15 protein-coding genes and 1 pseudogene are annotated in these 18,687 nt (G+C 68.5%); 9 read left to right on the top strand and 7 right to left on the bottom strand.

The features are described from left to right. Nucleotides 1–54 precede the first annotated feature (54 nt). The 4 genes and pseudogenes from AB5J87_RS39320 to AB5J87_RS39305 all read left to right on the top strand — a co-directional run bounded on the left by AB5J87_RS39320 (nt 55) and on the right by AB5J87_RS39305 (nt 3,324). Entirely contained in the window at nt 55–375 is a 321-nt protein-coding gene (locus tag AB5J87_RS39320) for a hypothetical protein (RefSeq protein ID WP_369384123.1), read from the top strand. A 113-nt stretch (nt 376–488) separates the two neighbouring features. Next, nucleotides 489–1,604, top strand: a complete 1,116-nt coding sequence (locus AB5J87_RS39315; protein ID WP_369384122.1) for a hypothetical protein — start codon at nt 489–491, stop codon at nt 1,602–1,604. After that, complete coding sequence (locus AB5J87_RS39310) at nt 1,604–2,332, top strand: hypothetical protein (RefSeq protein WP_369384121.1); 729 nt, start codon at nt 1,604–1,606, stop codon at nt 2,330–2,332. The genes AB5J87_RS39315 and AB5J87_RS39310 overlap by 1 nt, the downstream gene beginning before the upstream one ends. A gap of 61 nt (nt 2,333–2,393) precedes the next feature. Beyond that, nucleotides 2,394–3,324: pseudogene (locus tag AB5J87_RS39305) on the top strand (IS5 family transposase). A 67-nt stretch (nt 3,325–3,391) separates the two neighbouring features. On the opposite strand, the gene AB5J87_RS39300 reads toward AB5J87_RS39305, so the two are convergent. Further along, nucleotides 3,392–3,973 carry a DUF6417 family protein gene (locus AB5J87_RS39300; RefSeq protein ID WP_369384120.1) on the bottom strand — a complete coding sequence of 194 codons (582 nt, stop codon included), beginning with the start codon at nt 3,971–3,973 and terminating at the stop codon, nt 3,392–3,394. A gap of 226 nt (nt 3,974–4,199) precedes the next feature. Then, the gene (locus tag AB5J87_RS39295; protein ID WP_369384119.1) at nt 4,200–4,616 is read right to left on the bottom strand and encodes a hypothetical protein; all 417 of its coding nucleotides are present in this window, start codon (nt 4,614–4,616) and stop codon (nt 4,200–4,202) included. Between the two features lie 911 nt (nt 4,617–5,527). Between AB5J87_RS39295 and AB5J87_RS39290 the strand changes: the two genes are divergently transcribed. The 5 genes from AB5J87_RS39290 (at nt 5,528) to AB5J87_RS39270 (ending at nt 11,108) form a co-directional block, all read left to right on the top strand. Then, nucleotides 5,528–5,839, top strand: coding sequence for a hypothetical protein (locus tag AB5J87_RS39290; protein WP_369384118.1), 312 nt, complete (start codon nt 5,528–5,530; stop codon nt 5,837–5,839). Between the two features lie 369 nt (nt 5,840–6,208). Next, nucleotides 6,209–8,038, top strand: coding sequence for a hypothetical protein (locus AB5J87_RS39285; RefSeq protein ID WP_369384117.1), 1,830 nt, complete (start codon nt 6,209–6,211; stop codon nt 8,036–8,038). Nucleotides 8,039–8,390: 352 nt separating this feature from the next. After that, nucleotides 8,391–9,290, top strand: coding sequence for a hypothetical protein (locus tag AB5J87_RS39280; RefSeq protein ID WP_369384116.1), 900 nt, complete (start codon nt 8,391–8,393; stop codon nt 9,288–9,290). Between the two features lie 122 nt (nt 9,291–9,412). After that, complete coding sequence (locus AB5J87_RS39275) at nt 9,413–9,817, top strand: hypothetical protein (RefSeq protein WP_369384115.1); 405 nt, start codon at nt 9,413–9,415, stop codon at nt 9,815–9,817. Nucleotides 9,818–10,562: 745 nt separating this feature from the next. Continuing rightward, the gene (locus AB5J87_RS39270) at nt 10,563–11,108 is read left to right on the top strand and encodes a hypothetical protein (protein WP_369384114.1); all 546 of its coding nucleotides are present in this window, start codon (nt 10,563–10,565) and stop codon (nt 11,106–11,108) included. 133 nt (nt 11,109–11,241) lie between these two features. Here AB5J87_RS39270 and AB5J87_RS39265 read toward each other — a convergent pair whose 3' ends face one another. The 5 genes from AB5J87_RS39265 to AB5J87_RS39245 form a co-directional block, all read right to left on the bottom strand. Next, nucleotides 11,242–12,513, bottom strand: coding sequence for a peptidase inhibitor family I36 protein (locus tag AB5J87_RS39265; protein ID WP_369384113.1), 1,272 nt, complete (start codon nt 12,511–12,513; stop codon nt 11,242–11,244). Between the two features lie 14 nt (nt 12,514–12,527). Further along, the gene (locus AB5J87_RS39260) at nt 12,528–13,814 is read right to left on the bottom strand and encodes a hypothetical protein (RefSeq protein ID WP_369384112.1); all 1,287 of its coding nucleotides are present in this window, start codon (nt 13,812–13,814) and stop codon (nt 12,528–12,530) included. Between the two features lie 869 nt (nt 13,815–14,683). Beyond that, nucleotides 14,684–15,502, bottom strand: a complete 819-nt coding sequence (locus AB5J87_RS39255) for a hypothetical protein (protein ID WP_369384111.1) — start codon at nt 15,500–15,502, stop codon at nt 14,684–14,686. A 285-nt stretch (nt 15,503–15,787) separates the two neighbouring features. Continuing rightward, nucleotides 15,788–16,717 carry a hypothetical protein gene (locus tag AB5J87_RS39250; RefSeq protein ID WP_369384110.1) on the bottom strand — a complete coding sequence of 310 codons (930 nt, stop codon included), beginning with the start codon at nt 16,715–16,717 and terminating at the stop codon, nt 15,788–15,790. Nucleotides 16,718–16,752: 35 nt separating this feature from the next. After that, the gene (locus AB5J87_RS39245) at nt 16,753–17,073 is read right to left on the bottom strand and encodes a hypothetical protein (RefSeq protein WP_369384109.1); all 321 of its coding nucleotides are present in this window, start codon (nt 17,071–17,073) and stop codon (nt 16,753–16,755) included. Nucleotides 17,074–18,687 lie beyond the last annotated feature (1,614 nt).

Below are 18,687 nucleotides of genomic sequence, written 5' to 3'. Positions count from 1 at the left end.
TGCGGCGCTCCCCGGTCCGGGGCGGGGCCGCGGAGCTGTGGAAGGACTCTCCCCATGAGCGCCATGACCAACCCGACGGCCGCCGACATGAACCGTGACGTCCGCCTGGCCAAGGCCCTGGTCCGCGCGCCGGCGGATGAGCGGGCGGGAGCCTGCCGGGAGCGTCTGGGCGGCTACCTCGCGCTGCTGGCCGAGGATGCCGGGGCGCGGGTGCGGCGGATGGAGGCGGACCGGGCCCGCGATGTCGCCGAGGGCACGGTCCGCCTCGCCCGCCACCTCCTGGTGGAGCGGACCGGCGAAGACCCGGCGGCCGTCCTGCGGCTGCGGGCCGGGGTCGTCGAGCAGCTCCTGCGCTTCGGCGCCCGGCCGTTGTGACGGCCCGCGCCGGGGCGGACCCCACCCTCCGGCACGGGCGCCCAGAAGACCGTCCGAATCAGGCTCCAGGCCGCACGCGGCCCTCGCTCCACCCACCCGGAAGGCCCCCTCGCATGCCCCCGACCGCGCAGCACGCCGTAACGATCAGCGCTGCCACCCACCGCGTGACCCTCAGCTCCTGCCACTACCTGGTGACCGCCTGGGCCCGCGACCACTTCGGCTCCTGGTGGACCACCAGCGCCGAGCACCCCCCTTATGCGGGGCCCCTGGTGGAGGCGGACGTCTGCCCTGTGGAGGCCGACGAGCTCACTCAGGACGTCCTCGCCTGCCGGCACGAGTCGACCCGGTACGCGGGCGCCTCGATGATCTACCGGCGCACCCCGGGGGACGTCCTGCTCGCCGCCCAGCCGGGCGAACAGGTTGCTTACCGCTATGAGCCCGGCGGACCGCTCCAGATCTTCGGCCACGACGCACTCCCGGTCGCCCTTGCTGCGGCCCGCCTCGTGCGCGAGCGGATCCGCGGGCAGCTCCTCGCCGACGGCTGGTCCATGCTGCACGCCTCCGCCGTCACCGACCCCGACGGCCGCACCGTCCTCGCCCTCGGGCCCGAGGGCGCAGGCAAAACCACCGTGGCCCTCCTCCTCGCCCGTGCCGGGTGGTCGCTGCTCGCCACCGACCGCGTCTTCGTCCGCCGTTCGGGATTCCGGGTACGGGTCCTGCCTTGGCCCACAGCCGCATCCGTGGGCGTCGGGCTCCTCAACTCCCTCGGCCTGTACGCCGCAGTCGCCGACCGGGTGCAAGGCGGGGATGTGCTGGACCCGACCCAGGACCAGCGCGTCACCGACGCCCTGCTCAGCGGATCACGGACGCCGGTCCGCACCGCCCGCGGCACGGAACTCCGGGTCCGATTCCATCCCGGCCAGCTCGCCGACTGGCTCGGCCTGACCCTGGCTACCCAGGGCCAGGCCACACGGCTCCTGTTCCCCACCCTCACGCCCGACACCACCCCGGCCGTACGCGACGAGGACCCTCAGCTCACCCCCGCCCACTTCGTCACCCGGGACACCGAGAGCCGCTACCCCGACGTGTTCGAGCTGCTGCCCCCCGCGGGCGGCGAGCAGTACACCGACCAGACCGCCGCTGCCCTGCGCCTCCTGCCCTGCCAGGCCCTCGCTCTCAGCCACGACAGCGACGCGAACAGCTCCCTGCTCACCAAGGTGACCGCCTGATGGACCTCAAAGACCTGCGCCACGACCTGGACATCCTGCTGCGGTGGCAGCACCACCCGTGGCCGGACATGGTGCAGGCCGCCGGGGCGGCCGCCACCCGGCTCTGGGACGGCCTGCACGAAGCCGGCCGGTGGCAGGCGCTCCCCGACCACGATCACGCCGCCGTCTCGGCGGCCCTCGCCTCGGCCTACTGCCTGCGCAGTGCCCTGCCCACCCGCGTCACCGAACAGCAGTGGGGCCCCCGCCTCGCCCCGCTGGCCCGTGAACTCGCCTATTTCGCCACCTGGCTGGACCCCGATACGGACTGCTGGCGCTATGCACTCCCCGACCGCGCGCAACAGGCCACCGATGCCGTGCGCCTCCACCGCGAGCTCCTCGCGCTGCCCGACGAATGGCAGGCCGAGGCGCTGCGCCGCACCGAGCCGGAACGGGCCGCACCGTGGCGCCCCACCCCGCCCGCGCCGCCCGCCCTCGACGCTGTCCTCGACCGGTGCGCACGCGCCCGCTACCGCACACCGACCTGGGTCGATGAACCCGGCGCCGACGGCCCCGGCACCACCTACCTCGCCCTGGAAATCCTCCACACGCTTCTCGCCCTGCCACGCGGATGGCAGATCGAGTGCGTCCGCCAGATCTCAGGCGGGGAAAGCCCGACGGGCGCCGTCACCAGAGCGGCCCTCGCCCGCAATCTGCTGCGGCCTGCGGCAGGAATGGAAAGAAGGCGATAGAACTAGGCGCTGTTTCTTGGATCTCCTGACAGGTGTGGGGTGTTGGGGTCACGCTGGCTGTATGGGTCGTGGGGATCTGACGAATGCGGAGTGGGATCGGCTGGAGGCGTTCTTGCCTCGTGGTGGTGCTCGTGGGGGTCGGTGGAGTGATCACCGTCGGGTGATCAACGGGGTGTTGTACCGGGTGCGGACGGGTGTGCAGTGGCGGGATCTGCCTGAGCGGTTCGGGCCGGGAGACGGTTTATAAACGTCATCGCCGCTGGTCAGCGGATGGGACGTGGACGATGCTGCTGTCGAAGGTGCAGGCTGCGGAGGACGCCGAAGGGCGGATCGACTGGGACGTGTCGGTGGACTCCACCACGGTGCGGGCTCACCAGCATGCTGCCGGTGCGAAGAAGGAGCCGCCCGTTGTGATTCCTCAAAAGGGGGTCGCGTCGGGGACGAATCAGGTCGATCCGGTTCTTCGGAAACTGGCCGTCCGGCTGGAGGAGGTGGTCAGATCGGCGAGTGCCTGGGACGTTCCCGCGGGGGTTTCACCACCAAAGTCCACCTCGCCGCCGACGGACGCTGCTTGGCCCCTCTGTCTCGTCCTGACACCTGGTCACTACGGTGACGGCCCACAACTCGAGCGTGTGCTGGAGCGGTTGTCCGTGCCCCGTATCGGAGTTGGCTACCCCCGCACCCGGCCCGACCGTGTCCTGGCGGACAAGGCCTACACCTCCCGCAAGAACCGCCGCTACCTGCGACGACGCGGGATCCGCCACACCATCCCCGAACGTCTTGACCAGCAGCGTCACCGGCACAACCGAGGCTCCCGGGGCGGCCGTCCCACCGGCTTCGACAGCGAGCGTTACAAGAAACGCAACACCGTCGAACGTGCCATCAACCGGCTCAAGGGCTTCCGTGCCGTCGCCACACGCTACGAGAAACGGGCCTACATCTACCTCGGCACCATCACCCTCGCAGCCCTCACCATCTGGCTCCGAACATGATCCAAGAAACAGCGCCTAGCGCGTTCAGCCCCTCGCCCGCGGCCAGGACACCAGCCGCCGGCCGGCATTACCGGGCGTTCTGGCCGCTTTGGTAGATGGCTCCGTGTTCCCGGCCGAGCCGGTTGGCCGACGCGCTCGTCCCAGAAATCCGCTCGAGGAAGAAGGCCCGCGCCACGGAAGCCACCTCCTGCTCCGTCAGCCACAGCACGTAGCGGCCGCCCTGCGCCTCCTGAACGGCATCGAGCAGCGCCTTCTCCAGGCCCTTCACGGGCGGAGATCGCAGCGCCGCGGCCGCCGCTACATAGCGGCGTAGAACCAGCATGTCCACGGGTGACAGCCCGACCCGTCGCCGGCCGGCGTCCGCGTCGGAGGCAGTCGCGGGGTTCGCGGGCGGGGTGGCGTTGCGCAGGGCCTCGTAGACCAGGGCGTCGTGGCCGTCGTCGGTCAGGCGCACGGCCCAGCCGGCCTGACGGCCCAGTCCGAGGGCGGGCACCTGTTCGGGCGGGGCCATCTCACACAGGCCCAGGCTGGCCAGGCCGCGGAAGACCGCCGCGGAGATTCCGCACGCCGGGCCGACCCAGCCCTGCTCCGCGGCCTCTCCGGCCGCGGCGGTGCGCAGCGCTTCCCAGTGTTCAGCACGTAACCGCATCCCCCGCGCCCCTCCGTCCCGATGAAGGTAAAGGGGGACGCTACCCGCCCGGGGAAGACCGGCACCAGTTGCGGCGTCACCGTGTTGCCGCATGGTCAGCGCATCAGTGCCTGCCACGCCCTACGGTGGAGGCACCGTCTGTCACGGGCAGGCGGAACGAGCGAGGCCTGCGGCCACTTCGCACGACGCCGGCCCCGCTCAACCCCGTGTCCTGGGCGCGCAGGTGTCAGGGGAGGGTCCGCTCAAGATCGGGGAGTTGCGGCGGGAAGTGGCGTTCCAGGATCTCCACCCAGTGGGGCAGGATGAGGAAGCCGGTGGCGTCGGCTTGTGCCTGGACCAGCTCGGTGAGGGCGTCGACGAAGGGCTGGGCAGCGCTGCCTGGCGGCAGGCCGGCTGCTGCTTCCTTCAGTCGCGCATGCGCGGACGGGAACACGCCCCTTGCCCAGGCTTCTTGCTCCCGGATTCGCCTGCCTCCTTCTTCCATGGTGATCTTCATGATGGCCAGGGCCGGGCAGTCGGGCGTGTGCCAGGTCTCGCTCATCCCTCCGCCGGTTTTCAGGTGCGCGATGCGCGTGTTGTCGGGCCCCGGCATGGCAAAGCAGTCGGTGCAGTCGACACGTTCGATCTCCGGCTTGCCGGTCATGATGCGGCTCCCTTCGAGAGGAAGCAGAGCCTGCCATTCCGCCCACCGGTTGACCAGAAGGTTTCACGAGCCCAGCGGTCTCACCGCGGACCGCTGGGCGTTGTCCGCCCTCCCGCCCCTCCATGAGCGCTCGCCGTTCTACACGCAGTCAGCCGAGGGCCTGACGGCGGGAGTGGAGTGGCACCGATCGGGGGGGAAGCTGGTGGCGGGTGTCGTCGACGCCGTGTCTCGGCGGGGCCGGTGAGGGTGGGCGGTGACGCAGAGCGCTCCGCCGGGGAGATCCACGCGGTAGTCGGCGGGCGCCCAGGCGGGGGGGGGGCGACTGCGGCGCAGTCACCAGTGCCGCACGCCCGGATCTCCCCCGCACCATGTTCATGGATAGGCAGGACGGGGTGGTGGGGCCGCGGACAGCGACGAATTCGGTGGTGAAGCCGTGGGGTGGCCGGCCGACGCATCGCCCTCAGCACCGGCCTCGCACTCCAGGGCCTGGGCACGTGGATCGGCGAGCACGGCTGGTAGCTCACACTCGGCCGCAGCGCCGCTCTGGTCCCGGTCGCCGCGTCCGCCCTCCAGGCCGGGCTCCATGCGCCGCACTTGGCGATCGCCGTACCCGTCGTGTGGCCGCTGACGCATGGCCGCTCTCCGATCCGTCCGCCACTCCCCCACCGGACCCCGCCGCCCCTCCCGGAAATGCTCTCGCAGGGGGACCGGAGAAGTCGAGCAAGTGCAATACCAGCCTGGGGAAGAAAAGTTGACCACGTACTCCGTACACGAGGCAGGTGCCGGAACGATGATCCGAGCCCGGTTCGCCGCCCTCGCCGCGCCGCGCACCGACCACGCGACGCACTGCTGCGCCAGCTGCGCAGGCCCGAGCAGCCACTTCGGCTCATGATCCGCGAGAAGATGTCCCCATGGACAAGCAGCTTCCCAACGCCATCGCGCAGACCCTCGTCGCCCTCGACAAGACGGCCCACACCCGGGGCTACGAGCACACCCGGCAAGTCATGACCTTCCTCTACCAGCAGGGCAACGAGGCCATCGACCTCGGCCTCTTCGAGGGCCCGCTCCCCATCCCCGTCGTGGGCCAGACCGTGACCCTGTGGGCCACCGGCAACCCGCTCCTCGTCACCCGCATCGAGACGCACTACGGGATCGGACAGCACGGCGACGACACGACCAGCGCGCAGGTCGCCTCCGTCCTCGTGTTCGTCGAGCCCGCATAAACGACCGCCGTCCAGTCCTGGCAGGCCGGCCGGCGCGTTGCCCCCGCCCCCGCATCCACGCGGGCCCCGGGGGCAACAGCCTACGAGCCGGGTCTCGCTGCTCCACCACCGTCCACACTCCGCACACCCTCAGCCCAGCTGCTTCACGCGCCGACCACAACGCACGCCGCCGTGTCCGCAGCGAGTAGGCATGCTCAGGCACATGCGCCTCAGCGCACCGTGCCTGAGAGATATCCAGAGGTTGTTCAGGAATGTACGGCATGTTCGCAGCATGGGAATCGACCTTGGGCGCTGCCCGTCGTCGAACCGAACCGTTTCCGTCCCCGGGGCGTCAATAGGGGCATCTGACACCCGTGGGAGCCGCCCGCTATGAGTACACCCCCGACACCGCCGTCCTGGCCGCACTGCGGGCACGGCGCGGACCCGACCACCGATCCCGTCGGTTGCCGCGGCGTCCACGTTGTCGGCCACACCGCGTGTCTTGCCCACCTGGCCTCCGCCGACCACGCCGCCTACCTGGCCGGTCTGGCTCCTGGCTCCAGCATCGATCACCGAGGCACCACCTTCACCGAACCCCTCCTCAACTCCCTGCTCAACCCCCTCCGTGACCCAGCAACCAGCAACCCCCGCTTAGGTAAAGCCCAGTTCGAGGCAGCGATCTTCGAGCGCGACGCCGGGTTCGGGTCGGCAACCTTCGAACGCGACGCCGGGTTCGGGTCGGCGACCTTCGAGGGCATGGCCTGGTTCGGGTCGGCAACCTTCGAGGGCATCGCCTGGTTCGGGTCGGCAACCTTCAAGAGCACCGCCTGGTTCGGGTCGGCGACCTTCAAGAGCGGCACCGGGTTCGGGTTGGCGACCTTCGAGGGCATGGCCGGATTCGGGTCGGCAACCTTCGAGGACATGGCCGGATTCGGGTCGGCAACCTTCAACAGCAGCGCCTGGTTCGAGGCGGCAACCTTCAAGAGCGACGCCGGGTTTGGGTCGGCGACCTTCGAGGGCATGGCCGGATTCGGGTCGGCAACCTTCGAGGACATGGCCGGATTCGGGTCGGCAACCTTCAACAGCAGCGCCTGGTTCGAGGCGGCAACCTTCGAGGAGGCTGACCAGTTGGGGCCTTTTGTGTGTGCCGGGCGGGTTGTGCTGTCCGGCGCAAGGTTCGGCGGGCCGGTGACCCTCTTGTTCGCTGCGCGCCGTCTGGAGTGCCGTCGCACCCGCTGGTCCTCGACAACGGAGATCCGTCTGCGTTACGCCACGGTGGACTTCGCTCATGCTGTGGTCGAGTACCCACTCACCATCGCCGCCGAAGCCGATCCGTTCGTACTCACCAGAGGCCCGCAGCTGGCCGAAGACCTCCTTTCGGGCGCGCCCGGTCCTGGGGTAAGGGTCGCGTCGCTGCGCGGGGTGGACGCGGCCCATCTGGTCCTGGCCGACCTCGACCTTTCGCGATGCCTGTTCGCCGGCACGGTCCACCTGGACCAGCTCCGCCTGGAGGGGGCCTGCACGTTCGACACCGCCCCGCCCGCCGTGCACTGGCGGCGCCGGCGGCCCGTGCGGTTCACCGCGCGCCGGGTCCTGGCCGAGGAGCACCACTGGCGTGCCGCCCAGCCCAGGGCCGTTCCGGGCTGGAACGCGGCAGTCCTCGGTGCCGGGCGGGCGGGACCGGTACAACTGGCCCCGGTCTACCGGGCCCTGCGCAAGGCTTTCGAGGACGGGAAGCACGAGCCGGGGGCCGCGGACTTCTACTACGGGGAAATGGAGATGCGCCGCCACGCAGACGACATCCCCCGCAGTGAACGGGGGCTGCTGACCGCCTACTGGGCACTGTCCGGCTACAGCCTGCGCGCCTCCCGCGCCCTGGCCTGGCTCGGCGCCGCCATGTTCCTCACCATCGTCCTGCTCATGGCCTTCGGCCTCGCCCAGAACACCCCCCAGCAGACCGCGACCGGCACCATCCCGGCCGGCGGCGGCACAGTCACCTTCGAGATCGGCAAGGACGCCCCCCACAACCCCACCGGCAACCGGTTCACCGGCAAGCGCTTCGACCAAGCACTCAACATCACCCTCAACTCCGTGGTGTTCCGCTCCTCGGGCCAGGACCTGACCACCTCCGGCACCTACATCGAGATGACCTCCCGCCTGACCGAACCCGTCCTGCTCGGCCTCGCCGTCCTCGCCATCCGCAACCGCATCAAACGCTGATGGCCCCATCCCCGGCAGGTGAAGCCCTTCGGCACCCTGGATAGCGTTCACGCTCGGCACGCAAGGGGGGGGCGCGGCGAACGATGATGCCGACAGGTCGCCGCGCCTCCGCCGGTCTCGATCCGTGCAGCCATGCGCTCCGGCACAGCAGCCCGATCCGCCGAATCCCCACCCCCCACAGGCAGTTGCTCGACCGGGGCACCGCAGACACGCCGCCTGCGGCACTATGCCGAGGAAAATCCCGCGCCGGTTGTCAGTGGCCTCGCATAATCTCCACTCCCTGACAAACGATCACAACACGATGCGCTCCGGCGCACACATTCCAGGGGTGGGATTCATGGGGAAGCGCTGCGTGACAGCCTGTGCGGCGGCCGCAGTCGTCCTGGCGGGGCTGACGGCCTGCACGGCCCAGCAGGCCGACAAGGCTGCGAAGCCGCCGGTGAGGTCAGCGAAGGCCGCGGCGTCCAGCGCCCGGGCCACGGTCCTGGCCGCCCTCGCGCGCACCACCAGCAAGACCGACCACGCCCAGTCGGCCACGATCACTGCCACCATCACCGGCGCAGGCCAGCCAGCCCCGATGACGGCGTCCGGCACGTACACATGGGGCGGTGACGCGCCCGCCTTCGACACCGTGATCGACACTCGCAGCTCTGGCGTCAGCGACCTGCGCGCCGACGGCCACACCCGCATGCTCTTCGTCGACGGGGGGTACTACTACCTGATCGACCCCCAGAAGACCGGCCCCTTCACGGGCAAGCACTGGCTGAAGGTCGACGCCTCCGCCGTCATCGGCCAGCAGGGCAAGGCGGCCATCGGCCGGGGCAGCAGCGATCCGACCGTCGGCCTGAAGGCCCTCAAGGGGGCGCGTGACGTCCTGGACCTCGGCACCGAGACCGTCCGGGGCCGGGCCACCCGCCACTACCTGGTCCGTGTCGGCCCCTCCCAGTGGGGCGAGGCCGGTGACGCCCTGACCGGACGCACCAAGGACAGCCAGATGGGCGGCTACACCGGCGACGTGAAGGAGATCACGATCGGGCTGTGGGTCGACCCCCGCACCGACCTGCCCGTACGGATGGAGGAGACGATCGGCACCGCTCAGGTGAAGATCGACTTCAAGAGCTTCGGCGGCCCCAAGACCATCACCGCGCCCCGGACCAGCGACATCGTGGACATCACCGATGAGGTCAAGGGCCAGTCGCCACAGGACTCCGACGACGAGACCACCGCGGGCCAGGACCAGACCCGCATCTGAAACAGGGCGAAGACCCCGGGGCACCCCTTCCCCCCGGGGCTCCAGAAGTTGAGCCAGAACCCGAGAAATGACGGCAGTGCCGTGCCACTGGGGCAGATGGCCAAAGGTGCGATGATTCGTTCGTGGTGACAGATGCCGAGTGGGCCCGGATTCGGAGTGGTCTGTGCTTTGGGCAGGTCTTCGAGGGCACCGTGGTGAAGGTTCCCAGGCCCGGTGCGATCGGGATCTTCGTGGACATCGGCCTGAGTGTCGGGGGCTTCGTCGATGTGCTGCTGCTGCCGAGCGAGGGCGAAGACTGGCCGGCGCAGGGCACGGTTGCCGATTTCGAGATCTGGTGGGCGGACAGCCGCCAGCAGATCCGGCTGAAGCCGTCCGACTCCCGATATCTGCGGACCGACTTCACCAACTTCGTCGAAAGCTTCCGTCCCAGTTGGCCTGCCGACGTCGGCCAGCCCGTTCGTGAGCCAGGGCCTGTCACTCCCGACGAGTTGCGGGCCCTGCTTCGCTCCGATCAGCCGAGGATCTAGACCAGGGCGCGGAGCTCCTGGAGGCGGGCGTGCCCATCAGCCGGGCCGCGAGGATGATCGGCTTCTCGGCGGCAGCCCTGCGCGATGCGGGCCAGCGTCACGAACGTCTGCGTATGCCCCTGCCCCCCCCCAAGCGGGACTGGGCCGGTGTGGGCGCGGTGAGCCGCCTGACACCGCAGGTGGAACAGGAACTGCCCCTATGTGGAGCGACCTCCGCTACAAGACCAAGACAGCCCTCGCCGCTCATCTTGGATCAGCATCGGCACGCTGAACGTATGGCAGCAAACGCTGGGACAACCGCGCCGGTCCACACAGGGCGGCTTCCCGAAGAAGGCCGCCGTCCGCTGACCGCGGCGCACTCCATCCCCGGTCAGCAGCCTCACGCGGCGGAACGGTCACCCGGCGCCTCCCGCTCGAAGTCCTCGGCGGGTCCGCTGAGCGCGGTGCGCCCCCATTGCCGTCTCATGGCGATCGCGTGACCGCGTGCAGAGCAACCCGGCGCCGGACTCCCCCGTCTTGTCGTCCGATCGGGCGGACTCCCCGGCCCCGAGGCATGTCTGCGGGACGGGGGGACAGAGTCCCGCCACGCCGACCACCTGGGGGTCCCGCCATGCGCCGCCGTCTCACCATCACCGCCGCGGTCGTCTTGCTCACTGCCTCGATGGCAGCGTGCTCATCAGGCAGCAAGACATCCGACAACGCCAAACACACGGGAGGACCAGGAGGTTCCACGCACGCCAGTAGCGTGTCCGCGCCGGCCCCGGGGGCGCCCGCCGCGCTGCAGTACGGGCCCGGCCCGCAGTCCAAGTACCGCATCCAGCCCCAGCCCGCCCCCGGAACCTGCACCTACCGGTACACCGCCAACAAGCAGCCGCTCCCGGACCCGAAATGCACGCCCGGCGCCCTGAACCCGAAGGTCACACAGGCCACGGTCAAGACCACGGTCTGCACGTCGGGGTACACCGGGACGATCCGGCCGCCGGTGTCGGTGACCGGCCCGGAAAAGACCGCCAACGCCCGGTCCTACGGATACACAGGCCCGATGGGCGACAGCGAGTACGACCACCTCGTGAGTCTGGTCCTCGGCGGCGACCCCGACGACCCCCGCAACCTGTGGGTGGAGCCCCCCTCGCCCGACCACAAGCCCGGAGGCGGCCCCAACAACCCCAAGGACGTAGTCGAATCGAAACTCTCCAAAGCAGTCTGCTCAGGCAAAGTCCAGCTGAACGCCGCACAGACCGCCATCGCTACCGACTGGACCACCGCACTGGCCAAGCTCGGCATCCAATAGCAGGCACGCGGCCCCAGCCGGCGAGGGCTGGGGCCGCACAGGGCCCCCTCCAGGTCACATGTCGTAACCGGGAGGGCCTGCGGTGGTGCAGCTGCGAGGGGAAGCTGGCCGCTCTCGCTCTGTTCGTGACGGCTCAGCAGGGCCTAGCCGATCGGGTGGCGTTGTCGAAGTTCCAGGCAGGGTCCGCCAGGTCCGGGATGGTCTTTCCGGGCGGGACCACACGGGCTTCGACCTGGTAAGCGTCCCCGCGGTAGATGCACCAGTTCTGCTTGGTGTTGTTGGTGACAGAGCTGACCTTGTTCTCCAGGCTGTCCGACGACAAGTAGGGCCGTTCGCTCTTGTAGAAGCCTGAGCGTCCCGTGTAGTTGGTGTCTTCCCACATGCAGAAGCTTCCGGTCTGGCATCCGCGGACCGCGAGGGTGTGGTAGGCGCCTGCGGTGATGGCCGTGGTGCCCCACTGGGCCGCTGCGGGCCGGGTCTGCTGGTAGCGGTCGTCGCCCCAGGCGATGACTTCTCCCGTGCTGCGCAGGGCGACTGCGTGTTCGTAGCCTGCGGTGATTGCCGTGACCTGGGTCTTCGCGGTTTCGGGCACGACGAGTTTGCTCCGGCTCTCACTGCCCCAAGCGTAGACGCGGCCCTGGTCGCTGAGGGCGAGGGAGAAGTCCCGGCCGGCGGCGATGGCGATGATGGAGCTGGACTGAACTTCCGGAGGGACCGCGGTCTGCTTGTTCCGGTTATCGCCCCAGGCGATGACCTTTTTGTCCGCGGTGAGTGCGAGGGCGTGGTAGGCGCCGGCCGCGATGGCAGTGATCCCGGACTGGGTCTGCTGTGGCAGCTGGGTCTGCTGGTAGCGGTTGTCGCCCCAGGCGATGACCTTGCCGTCCTTCAGCGCGAGGGAGAAGAACTGGCCTGCGGCGACTGCGGTGACACCGGACTGAGAGTCCTGCGGGACCTTGGTGGCGTCATAGCGGTCGCTGCCCCAGGCGATGACCTTGCCGTCCTTGACGGCGAGGGAGTGGAGATAGCCGCCGGAGATCGCGGTGACTCCGGAGGAGAGCTCTTTGGGCACGGTGGTCTGCTGGTACAGGTTGCTGCCCCAGGCGTACACGGCGTTGTTCTTCAGGGCCAGTGAGTGGAAGCGGCCGGCCGAGATGGCGCTGGCGCCCTTCTGTACCGCGGACGGGATCGCCGACTGCTGGTAGGCGTTGTCGCCGAAGGCGCCGATCTCCTGCGAGTCCTCGGGAACGATGCGGGCCGCGGCGGTCGCCGACGACGCAGCAGCGGACGCGGGATGGCCGGGGACTAGGCCGAGCGCGGCCAGGGCAAGCAGGACCGCGGTCGTGCCGATGCGGCGGGGGTTACGGGCGGGCGGGCGGCAGTGTGCCGCTTCGCGGGGTGTGATCATGGCGTGGCTTTCCTTCACGGCTTGTTGTAGATGTGCAGGGTGCCGGGCGGGCCGACGGGGTTGGATTCACGGTCCGCTCCCGTGGCGGGGGCATCCGCGCCATTGGGGGTTACGGCGTTGGGGCGATGAGACCTGCAGCGCTGCAGCTCGGCCGGGGCCAACGGGCCGGTGCGCTGGTAGACGCGGTCGGACAGATGCGGCGAGGGGTAGTCCAGCACCGTGTACACACGCCAGTCCTGGTTGGCGTTGACCGGGGTGGGGCTGGAGGTGAACCAGCCCTCGGTGCGCTGGCGTGCGGCCTGCGTCTCGATCCAGGCGACTTCGTTGGGCTGGACGATCTCCTTGATCATGCGGCCGGTGGTGGGGTTCCAACTGGGGGAGGTCCCGGTGCCCGTGGTGAACTGCTTGGTCATGTTCTTGGAGGCAGGGACGGGAGGGAGTCCTGCCTCGGGTGGCAGGTCGCTGACCGTGCGGGAGGAGAACTGCAACGGACGTTCACGGGTCTGGGTTTCCCGGGTGCAGTTGATGTAGCCCTCGTCCGCTACGCGGGCGGGCGCGTAGGAGGCGAAGGAGTAGTCGTCCAGGGGCGTGAACTTGCACGGCGTTGCGTCTGCATTGCACGCGTTGACCCCGTCGATGACGGTGCGTTTGTCGTTGCCCCGGAAGGCCAGCGAGGAGGGGAGTTTGTTGGCGGGGATGGTCTTGTCCAGCGGTGGCTGTACCTGGACGGCCGTGACGTTGGCAATCATCGGCCCGCAGACGACGTCGTACGTGCCCGGGTCTGCGTCAGCGGCGGGAATGACATTGTCCGGCAGGGTCGAGGTGAAGGTCAGGAGCGGCTCGTACTCGGTGGAGGTGAAGCTGTAGGTGAGGCCGGTGCGCCACACTCCGCTGCCCAGCTTGAGGAATTGCTTGTCCGGGTCGGGCTCGGTGCGGTAGCTGCTGACCGCTCCGCCCGGAGCCTGGAGGGTGTAGCTCTGGCCCTGCTCGGTGCTGCGCGGCCCGCAGTCCAGACGCACGGTGGGGCTGTCGTCGAAGGTCACCGTGACCTTGGCGCCCGGGCGCACGCCCCGCAGTCGCTGCTTGAAGCCGGAGGTATCGCCGGATTTACGCAGCGTTACGGCGGGCTTGCCGCCCGGATGCCCGGAGGCTGTCGAGGAGAAGCGGCCCACTCCGCCGACAATGCCGTTGCCGTCGTTGTCGGCAGTGGAGCCGACGGACCAGCCGTAGACGACGTTGTCGGTGTAGTCGCCGGTGAACGCCGGCTGGGTGAAGTCGCCGTTGACGACCGCGACGCTCACCGGGTCGGCTGGTCCAGTTGGCTCGGCATGCACGGGCGGGCTGGTCAAGCAGAGGCCAAGAGCACTGCCGAGTGCAGCGGTCCCTACGGTGGCACAACGCAGGCGGCTCACAGGCCACCGCCGTGCAGACTCACACCTGCACCGGTCCCGCCGGTTCTCAACATGCGGACAACGGGGGGCTGGGCGGTGCGTGCGTCGGCCAGCACAGGCTGAGGCACTGCCGCCCTCGCACCCGGATGGATCTGTTGCATGAGGAATCCTCACGAGGGATGAATCACGAATGCACGCTGGCATATCGTGTTGACATCGGAATAAATTACGGAAAGCACTGCACATTCGGTGAAGTCCACGCCGAAACCTGCCCCGAATACCATCCCCTCGGCCTATCGACCGAGACTTCACACGCCACCGCCTGAGCCCAGGCTTTCACACCCGTCGAGGCGGCGGGCCGCGATTCACCGTAAAGCCGAACGCCCACCTTTACCACCCCAGCCATTCACCCGGAGCCCGGCGCCATGAGAATGAGATCAATGCATGTACTTGACTCTTAAGATCAGCCGATATCAGACTACCGAAACAAGGATTGGATTCTCACCCAGCCCAGACCTTCCAGCGAATCCACTGTGCCCCTGTTGACTATTTCAACAGGGGCACCAGGAGTCGCCGATCCGGATCTTTAATCCTGCTCCTCCGTCGCCCCCCATCAGGTCTCGGGCTCACCCGCCGACCCTCGTTCAACGGCCAGAAATCCAGCAACGCGTGCGCCTGATCCGACGCCGAAGGCAAGGTGTCATGACGCCCGCACCCTGGTCTGCGTCACCGCATTTTGCCTCTCGATTCACTAAAGACCGCACGCAGCCTCCCAGCCTTCACCCGGAAAGCGCTCCCCATGTCATCCACTGAGTCGTCCTCCCGCCACCGGGGTGATAAGTTACACGAGAGATAGCGTCCTGCGAATTCGTAGGGATTCCCGGGTTCGGGTTAATTGCTTGTTCCAAGATTCCCTTGGAAGTATTATTACCCTCCGCGTCAGTTTGGGTGAAGAATTTATGACCCAATCGCCCGAGGGCCTCACGAATCAGTGGCCCGAGAACCGGTCCCGCCTCATTTGCGAGCTTCTCATCTGCCATTTTTCTGAACTCTTCTGCTGCAGATCCGGCGAAGGCGTTCGGCCCGGCAGTGTATGAGAAGTCGTGCTGAACGCAGGCGTTGAACAAATCCTCTTTCTGTCTCTGGGTGAGGTCGCGCGGAAGTCCGGTGCACCCATTCGTGAAGAATGTCCTGCGCAAATGACTGAGTGGACCTGCTTTGGCCAGAATTGATTCCCGCAGGCAGATGAAGTCATCGTTGTCCATTTCCGCAAGCTGGCGGACCTGGTCCGCAGGCAGTGCCAGCCCGGGGCTCACTCCGCTACCAGCCGAAGGCGCCGCACCGAAGTTAGTGACCTTGGGGTGCGCCGCATACGGGGTGCCCGGGGCAGGGCTGGGATCGACGGTCCAGCCGTTCCTGGTGCACTTGTGGTGCTGCCCACTGCCTGTCCCCGCTGCGGTGGTCGCAGCAGGTGATGAGGCGGAGGCGCCCGTAGCCACCGTGAGCGTGGGGACCGTCAGCGTTACCCAGAGGACTCCGATCACCAGCATGCGCGGCATACTGCGCCCGCCCTCAGCTGCCGAGCCGTATTTGTGCATGGGAATCCTCCTGATACGGCCTCCCGCCGAGGGAAGGCGTGCGCGGGCCTGGGGATGGGGAAGGGCGGAAATCTGGGGCAGGCAAAAGGCCGTCGGAGACAGCAGATGCGGTCGCTGGCGACGGCCCGGCTTCTTCCGGGCGGCTTGTGTGACAACGAGGCGCCGCGCCGGTCAGTGCCGCGCACAGCTGGAGAGTTCACGGGGCGAAGCCGCCCGGCAGAGGGAAGCGTCAAGGGCGCGGTGGTGCCGACCGGCTGCCTGCCGGGGTCTGACAGCCGGCCTGCCTCACTTGGACAGCCGTGCTGGAATCCTCGCCACCTGGGAGGCGGAAGCCACGGAGCGCTTCTTCAGCTGTGCCCCCTTGGGCAGGGCGTCGATCGGCGTCAGCATGTCCGCCGCGGGCATCGCACGCGGGCCCGCGGCCTCTTGCGCAAGGCGCCCCTCCGGGCGAACGCGTTGGCAGGTCCCGTCCGGCACGGTGAACGTGTCCGCGATGAACGTACTGCGGTTCACCGAGGACGGGCCGTCGACGGCAACATTGCGGATGGACCCCCCGCTGCCGGTGGTCAAGGTCCCCGTGACTCTCTGCATGGCGTGGCTTGCCGCGAATACTAGGGTGTCTCCTGGCGCGACAACCACGTCGTACTGGGTCTCCTCGGCTTGCTGGTCCATCCAGGTGCGCGAGTACCTTCCGTTGTAGGCGCCCTTGAACGCCGCCGAGGCGCCCATGGAACCAGTGACGGAGCCGCTGGCGCCGGTGGTTGTTGTGCCGCCGATGGTGCCCGTGGGGCCCGTCTCCAGGTTGGGGAAGCTGAAACTGCCGTTGGTGTTGTTGTTGTTCTCCAGTGAGGAGGAGACCGATCCGGAGACGTTGCCGGATGAGTCGGCAGACCCCCCGATCTCGCCGCCCAGGTTGTCGGAGGTCGCCGTAGTCAGCGTGAGCTTGCGAGTGACCTTAATGTCCTTCTTCGTGCAGTTGATCACCGCGTTCCCCAGGGACTGCACTGCGGTGTTGAATTCTCGGGGCTTGGTCTGATCGATCTGGAACGAACAGGTGGCGCGTGTGGCCGCACAGTCCTGAAGAACCGGCGCATACGAGGCCATCCGCTCGCCCTTGGCGTCGTAGCCCTCGGCCGTAGGCATCGCCGAATCCGCATCCGCGGCCGCGAGCGCGCTGCCGGGGGCGACGGCGATGAGCGCTGCCACAGCCAGCACCAGCCGACTCCTTCGGGCAGAGAGAGGAAGGGACTTCACCGGGTCATCTCCTTGCACATCGCGGTGTACACGTCCGGGTTGTTCGCCGGGTCCCCCGCCGGCAGGCTCGCCTGAAAGTCCCCGCAGGTCTTCTTCACTGCGCCCGCTGCGTTTCCGACCGGCTCGGCCTGGTACTCGTCCAAGGTCTTCTTGGTGTCATTGATGCCGGCGTACTGCGCGCTGCCGTCACCCGCCAGCTTCTTCATGCACGCACTGTCACCTGGCTGGCAATAGTTCTGAAGCGTCTGCTGAATCAGCTTGAGGTCGGTCGCGTTCTGCCCCCGCTCCTGCTTGGCATCGTTGCGCTGGGCGTCCACCTCCTTCCGGTCCTCCGCCGTGGCCCCGCAGGGCTTCGCTTCACCATGCGGACACGGAGCATTGGGGTCGGGCGGGGTCGGCTCCGCAGCACGGACCCCGGAGACGCTGGCGCCAACGACGGTACCCGACGTCACCCCCACTGCCATGCCGGGCGCCGCGGAGAACACGACGCCTGCGAGAGCCAAGGCGGGCAGACCCGCCCGCACTACCATCCCCCACCGAGGGCAATTCCGCTGCATGGACCTTCCTCACGAAGAACGGACGCGAATACGCATCGACAAATCACGTTGACGCGAGCACGTTACGAACTTCTATGACAATCGCAATAACCGCCACACCGTCGTTGCGCCGCACTCGGTAACGAGTTCGACTGTCGAGCATGAGATCGGCTTGGAAAACCGAGCCGTGCCACACTCCATGATGTGTTGCCAGTGTCTCCGCCCGTCCGCCCACCGTGGCTGCCACGAGAACCGTCACCCGCAGTCATCCGACGGCGGCCGACGTCCCCCTGGCCGTCCCCGGGAGGCCAGCCAGAGGGAATGTTCGGACCGCGCTAAACGGACGACGCGCCCCGGTCGTCCGGGACCGGTCAGACAATGTCGACACCTTCCGACGACGCTGGACGCTCCATCCGATCTTCGGCAAAATGGTGGCCACGTCCGGCGTGCCCACACCGCCGCGGCGTGACCAGCTGCACGTACGACTTCGGCACCATCTGCGGGCCGACGATGATGGGCGCCGGCTTCCTTAGGCGCATCGGGGAGCGGAAGGCCAGCAAGAAGAGGCGAAGCGAAAACGGGACGCCCCAGAACGTGCTGGGCATCATCACCGGCCGGCTTCAGTGCCAAAGACGCGCTGCTGCGCCGTGCTTGGCGGTCTACGCCCCCGGCAAGGCGGTGATTCGGATGCCGGTACGCCCGAGCTGCCACCGGTGGGGCTTCAGTGGGGTCAGACTGGTACCAGGCAGCCAAGCCCCACCGAAAGACTGAGCGTTAGCCACCGAGGCCGCGCTGCCCACATTCCACGCCATACCGTTTCCCTAGGCCCGACGGATACAGGACCGCACCCACTATGCAGAGCAGCGTTGGCACCTACGGCGCACACGCACTGCCCAGGCGGCACAGAACGATCGTGTTGCCGACCCCGAGTGGTCGTCAATCCGCCGGGCCCTACAAAACGGCTGCATCGCCGATATCCAAGTGTCTCCGGTGTCCAAAACCCGGGGTCAAGGCCCGGTCCAAGCCGCCGAGTCCCAGCCGGGCACCGACCCGGACCGACGCGGCTTCACCATCGCCCTGCAGGGCGCCCGTGACCTCGTCGTCCAGGCCGTCGGCATCACCACGGTCCCGAACACCAGCACCATCGGTGTCATAGGCCAGCGGTCCTGGCCGGTCTCCTCCCACCCCGCCGGCCCCGCGTCAGCACCCGCAAGGTCCGCTCATCGGATTCCCGGTACGCCAACGCCAAGACGACGGCCGCCCCGACCGCAGCCGCACCGTCACCCGCCTCTGCATCACTGTCCTCGAGCCCGCAAATGAGCAGCCCGCGCTGCCCCCCGCTTCCCGCGACGACCGGCTCACCACCCACGCCAAGCGCCGCAGACACCGCATCCT

The organism is Streptomyces sp. cg36 (assembly GCF_041080675.1).
Lineage (GTDB): Bacteria > Actinomycetota > Actinomycetes > Streptomycetales > Streptomycetaceae > Streptomyces.
Note: the sequence above shows the minus strand (reverse complement) of the source record. Positions and strands in the feature narration are given on the sequence as shown.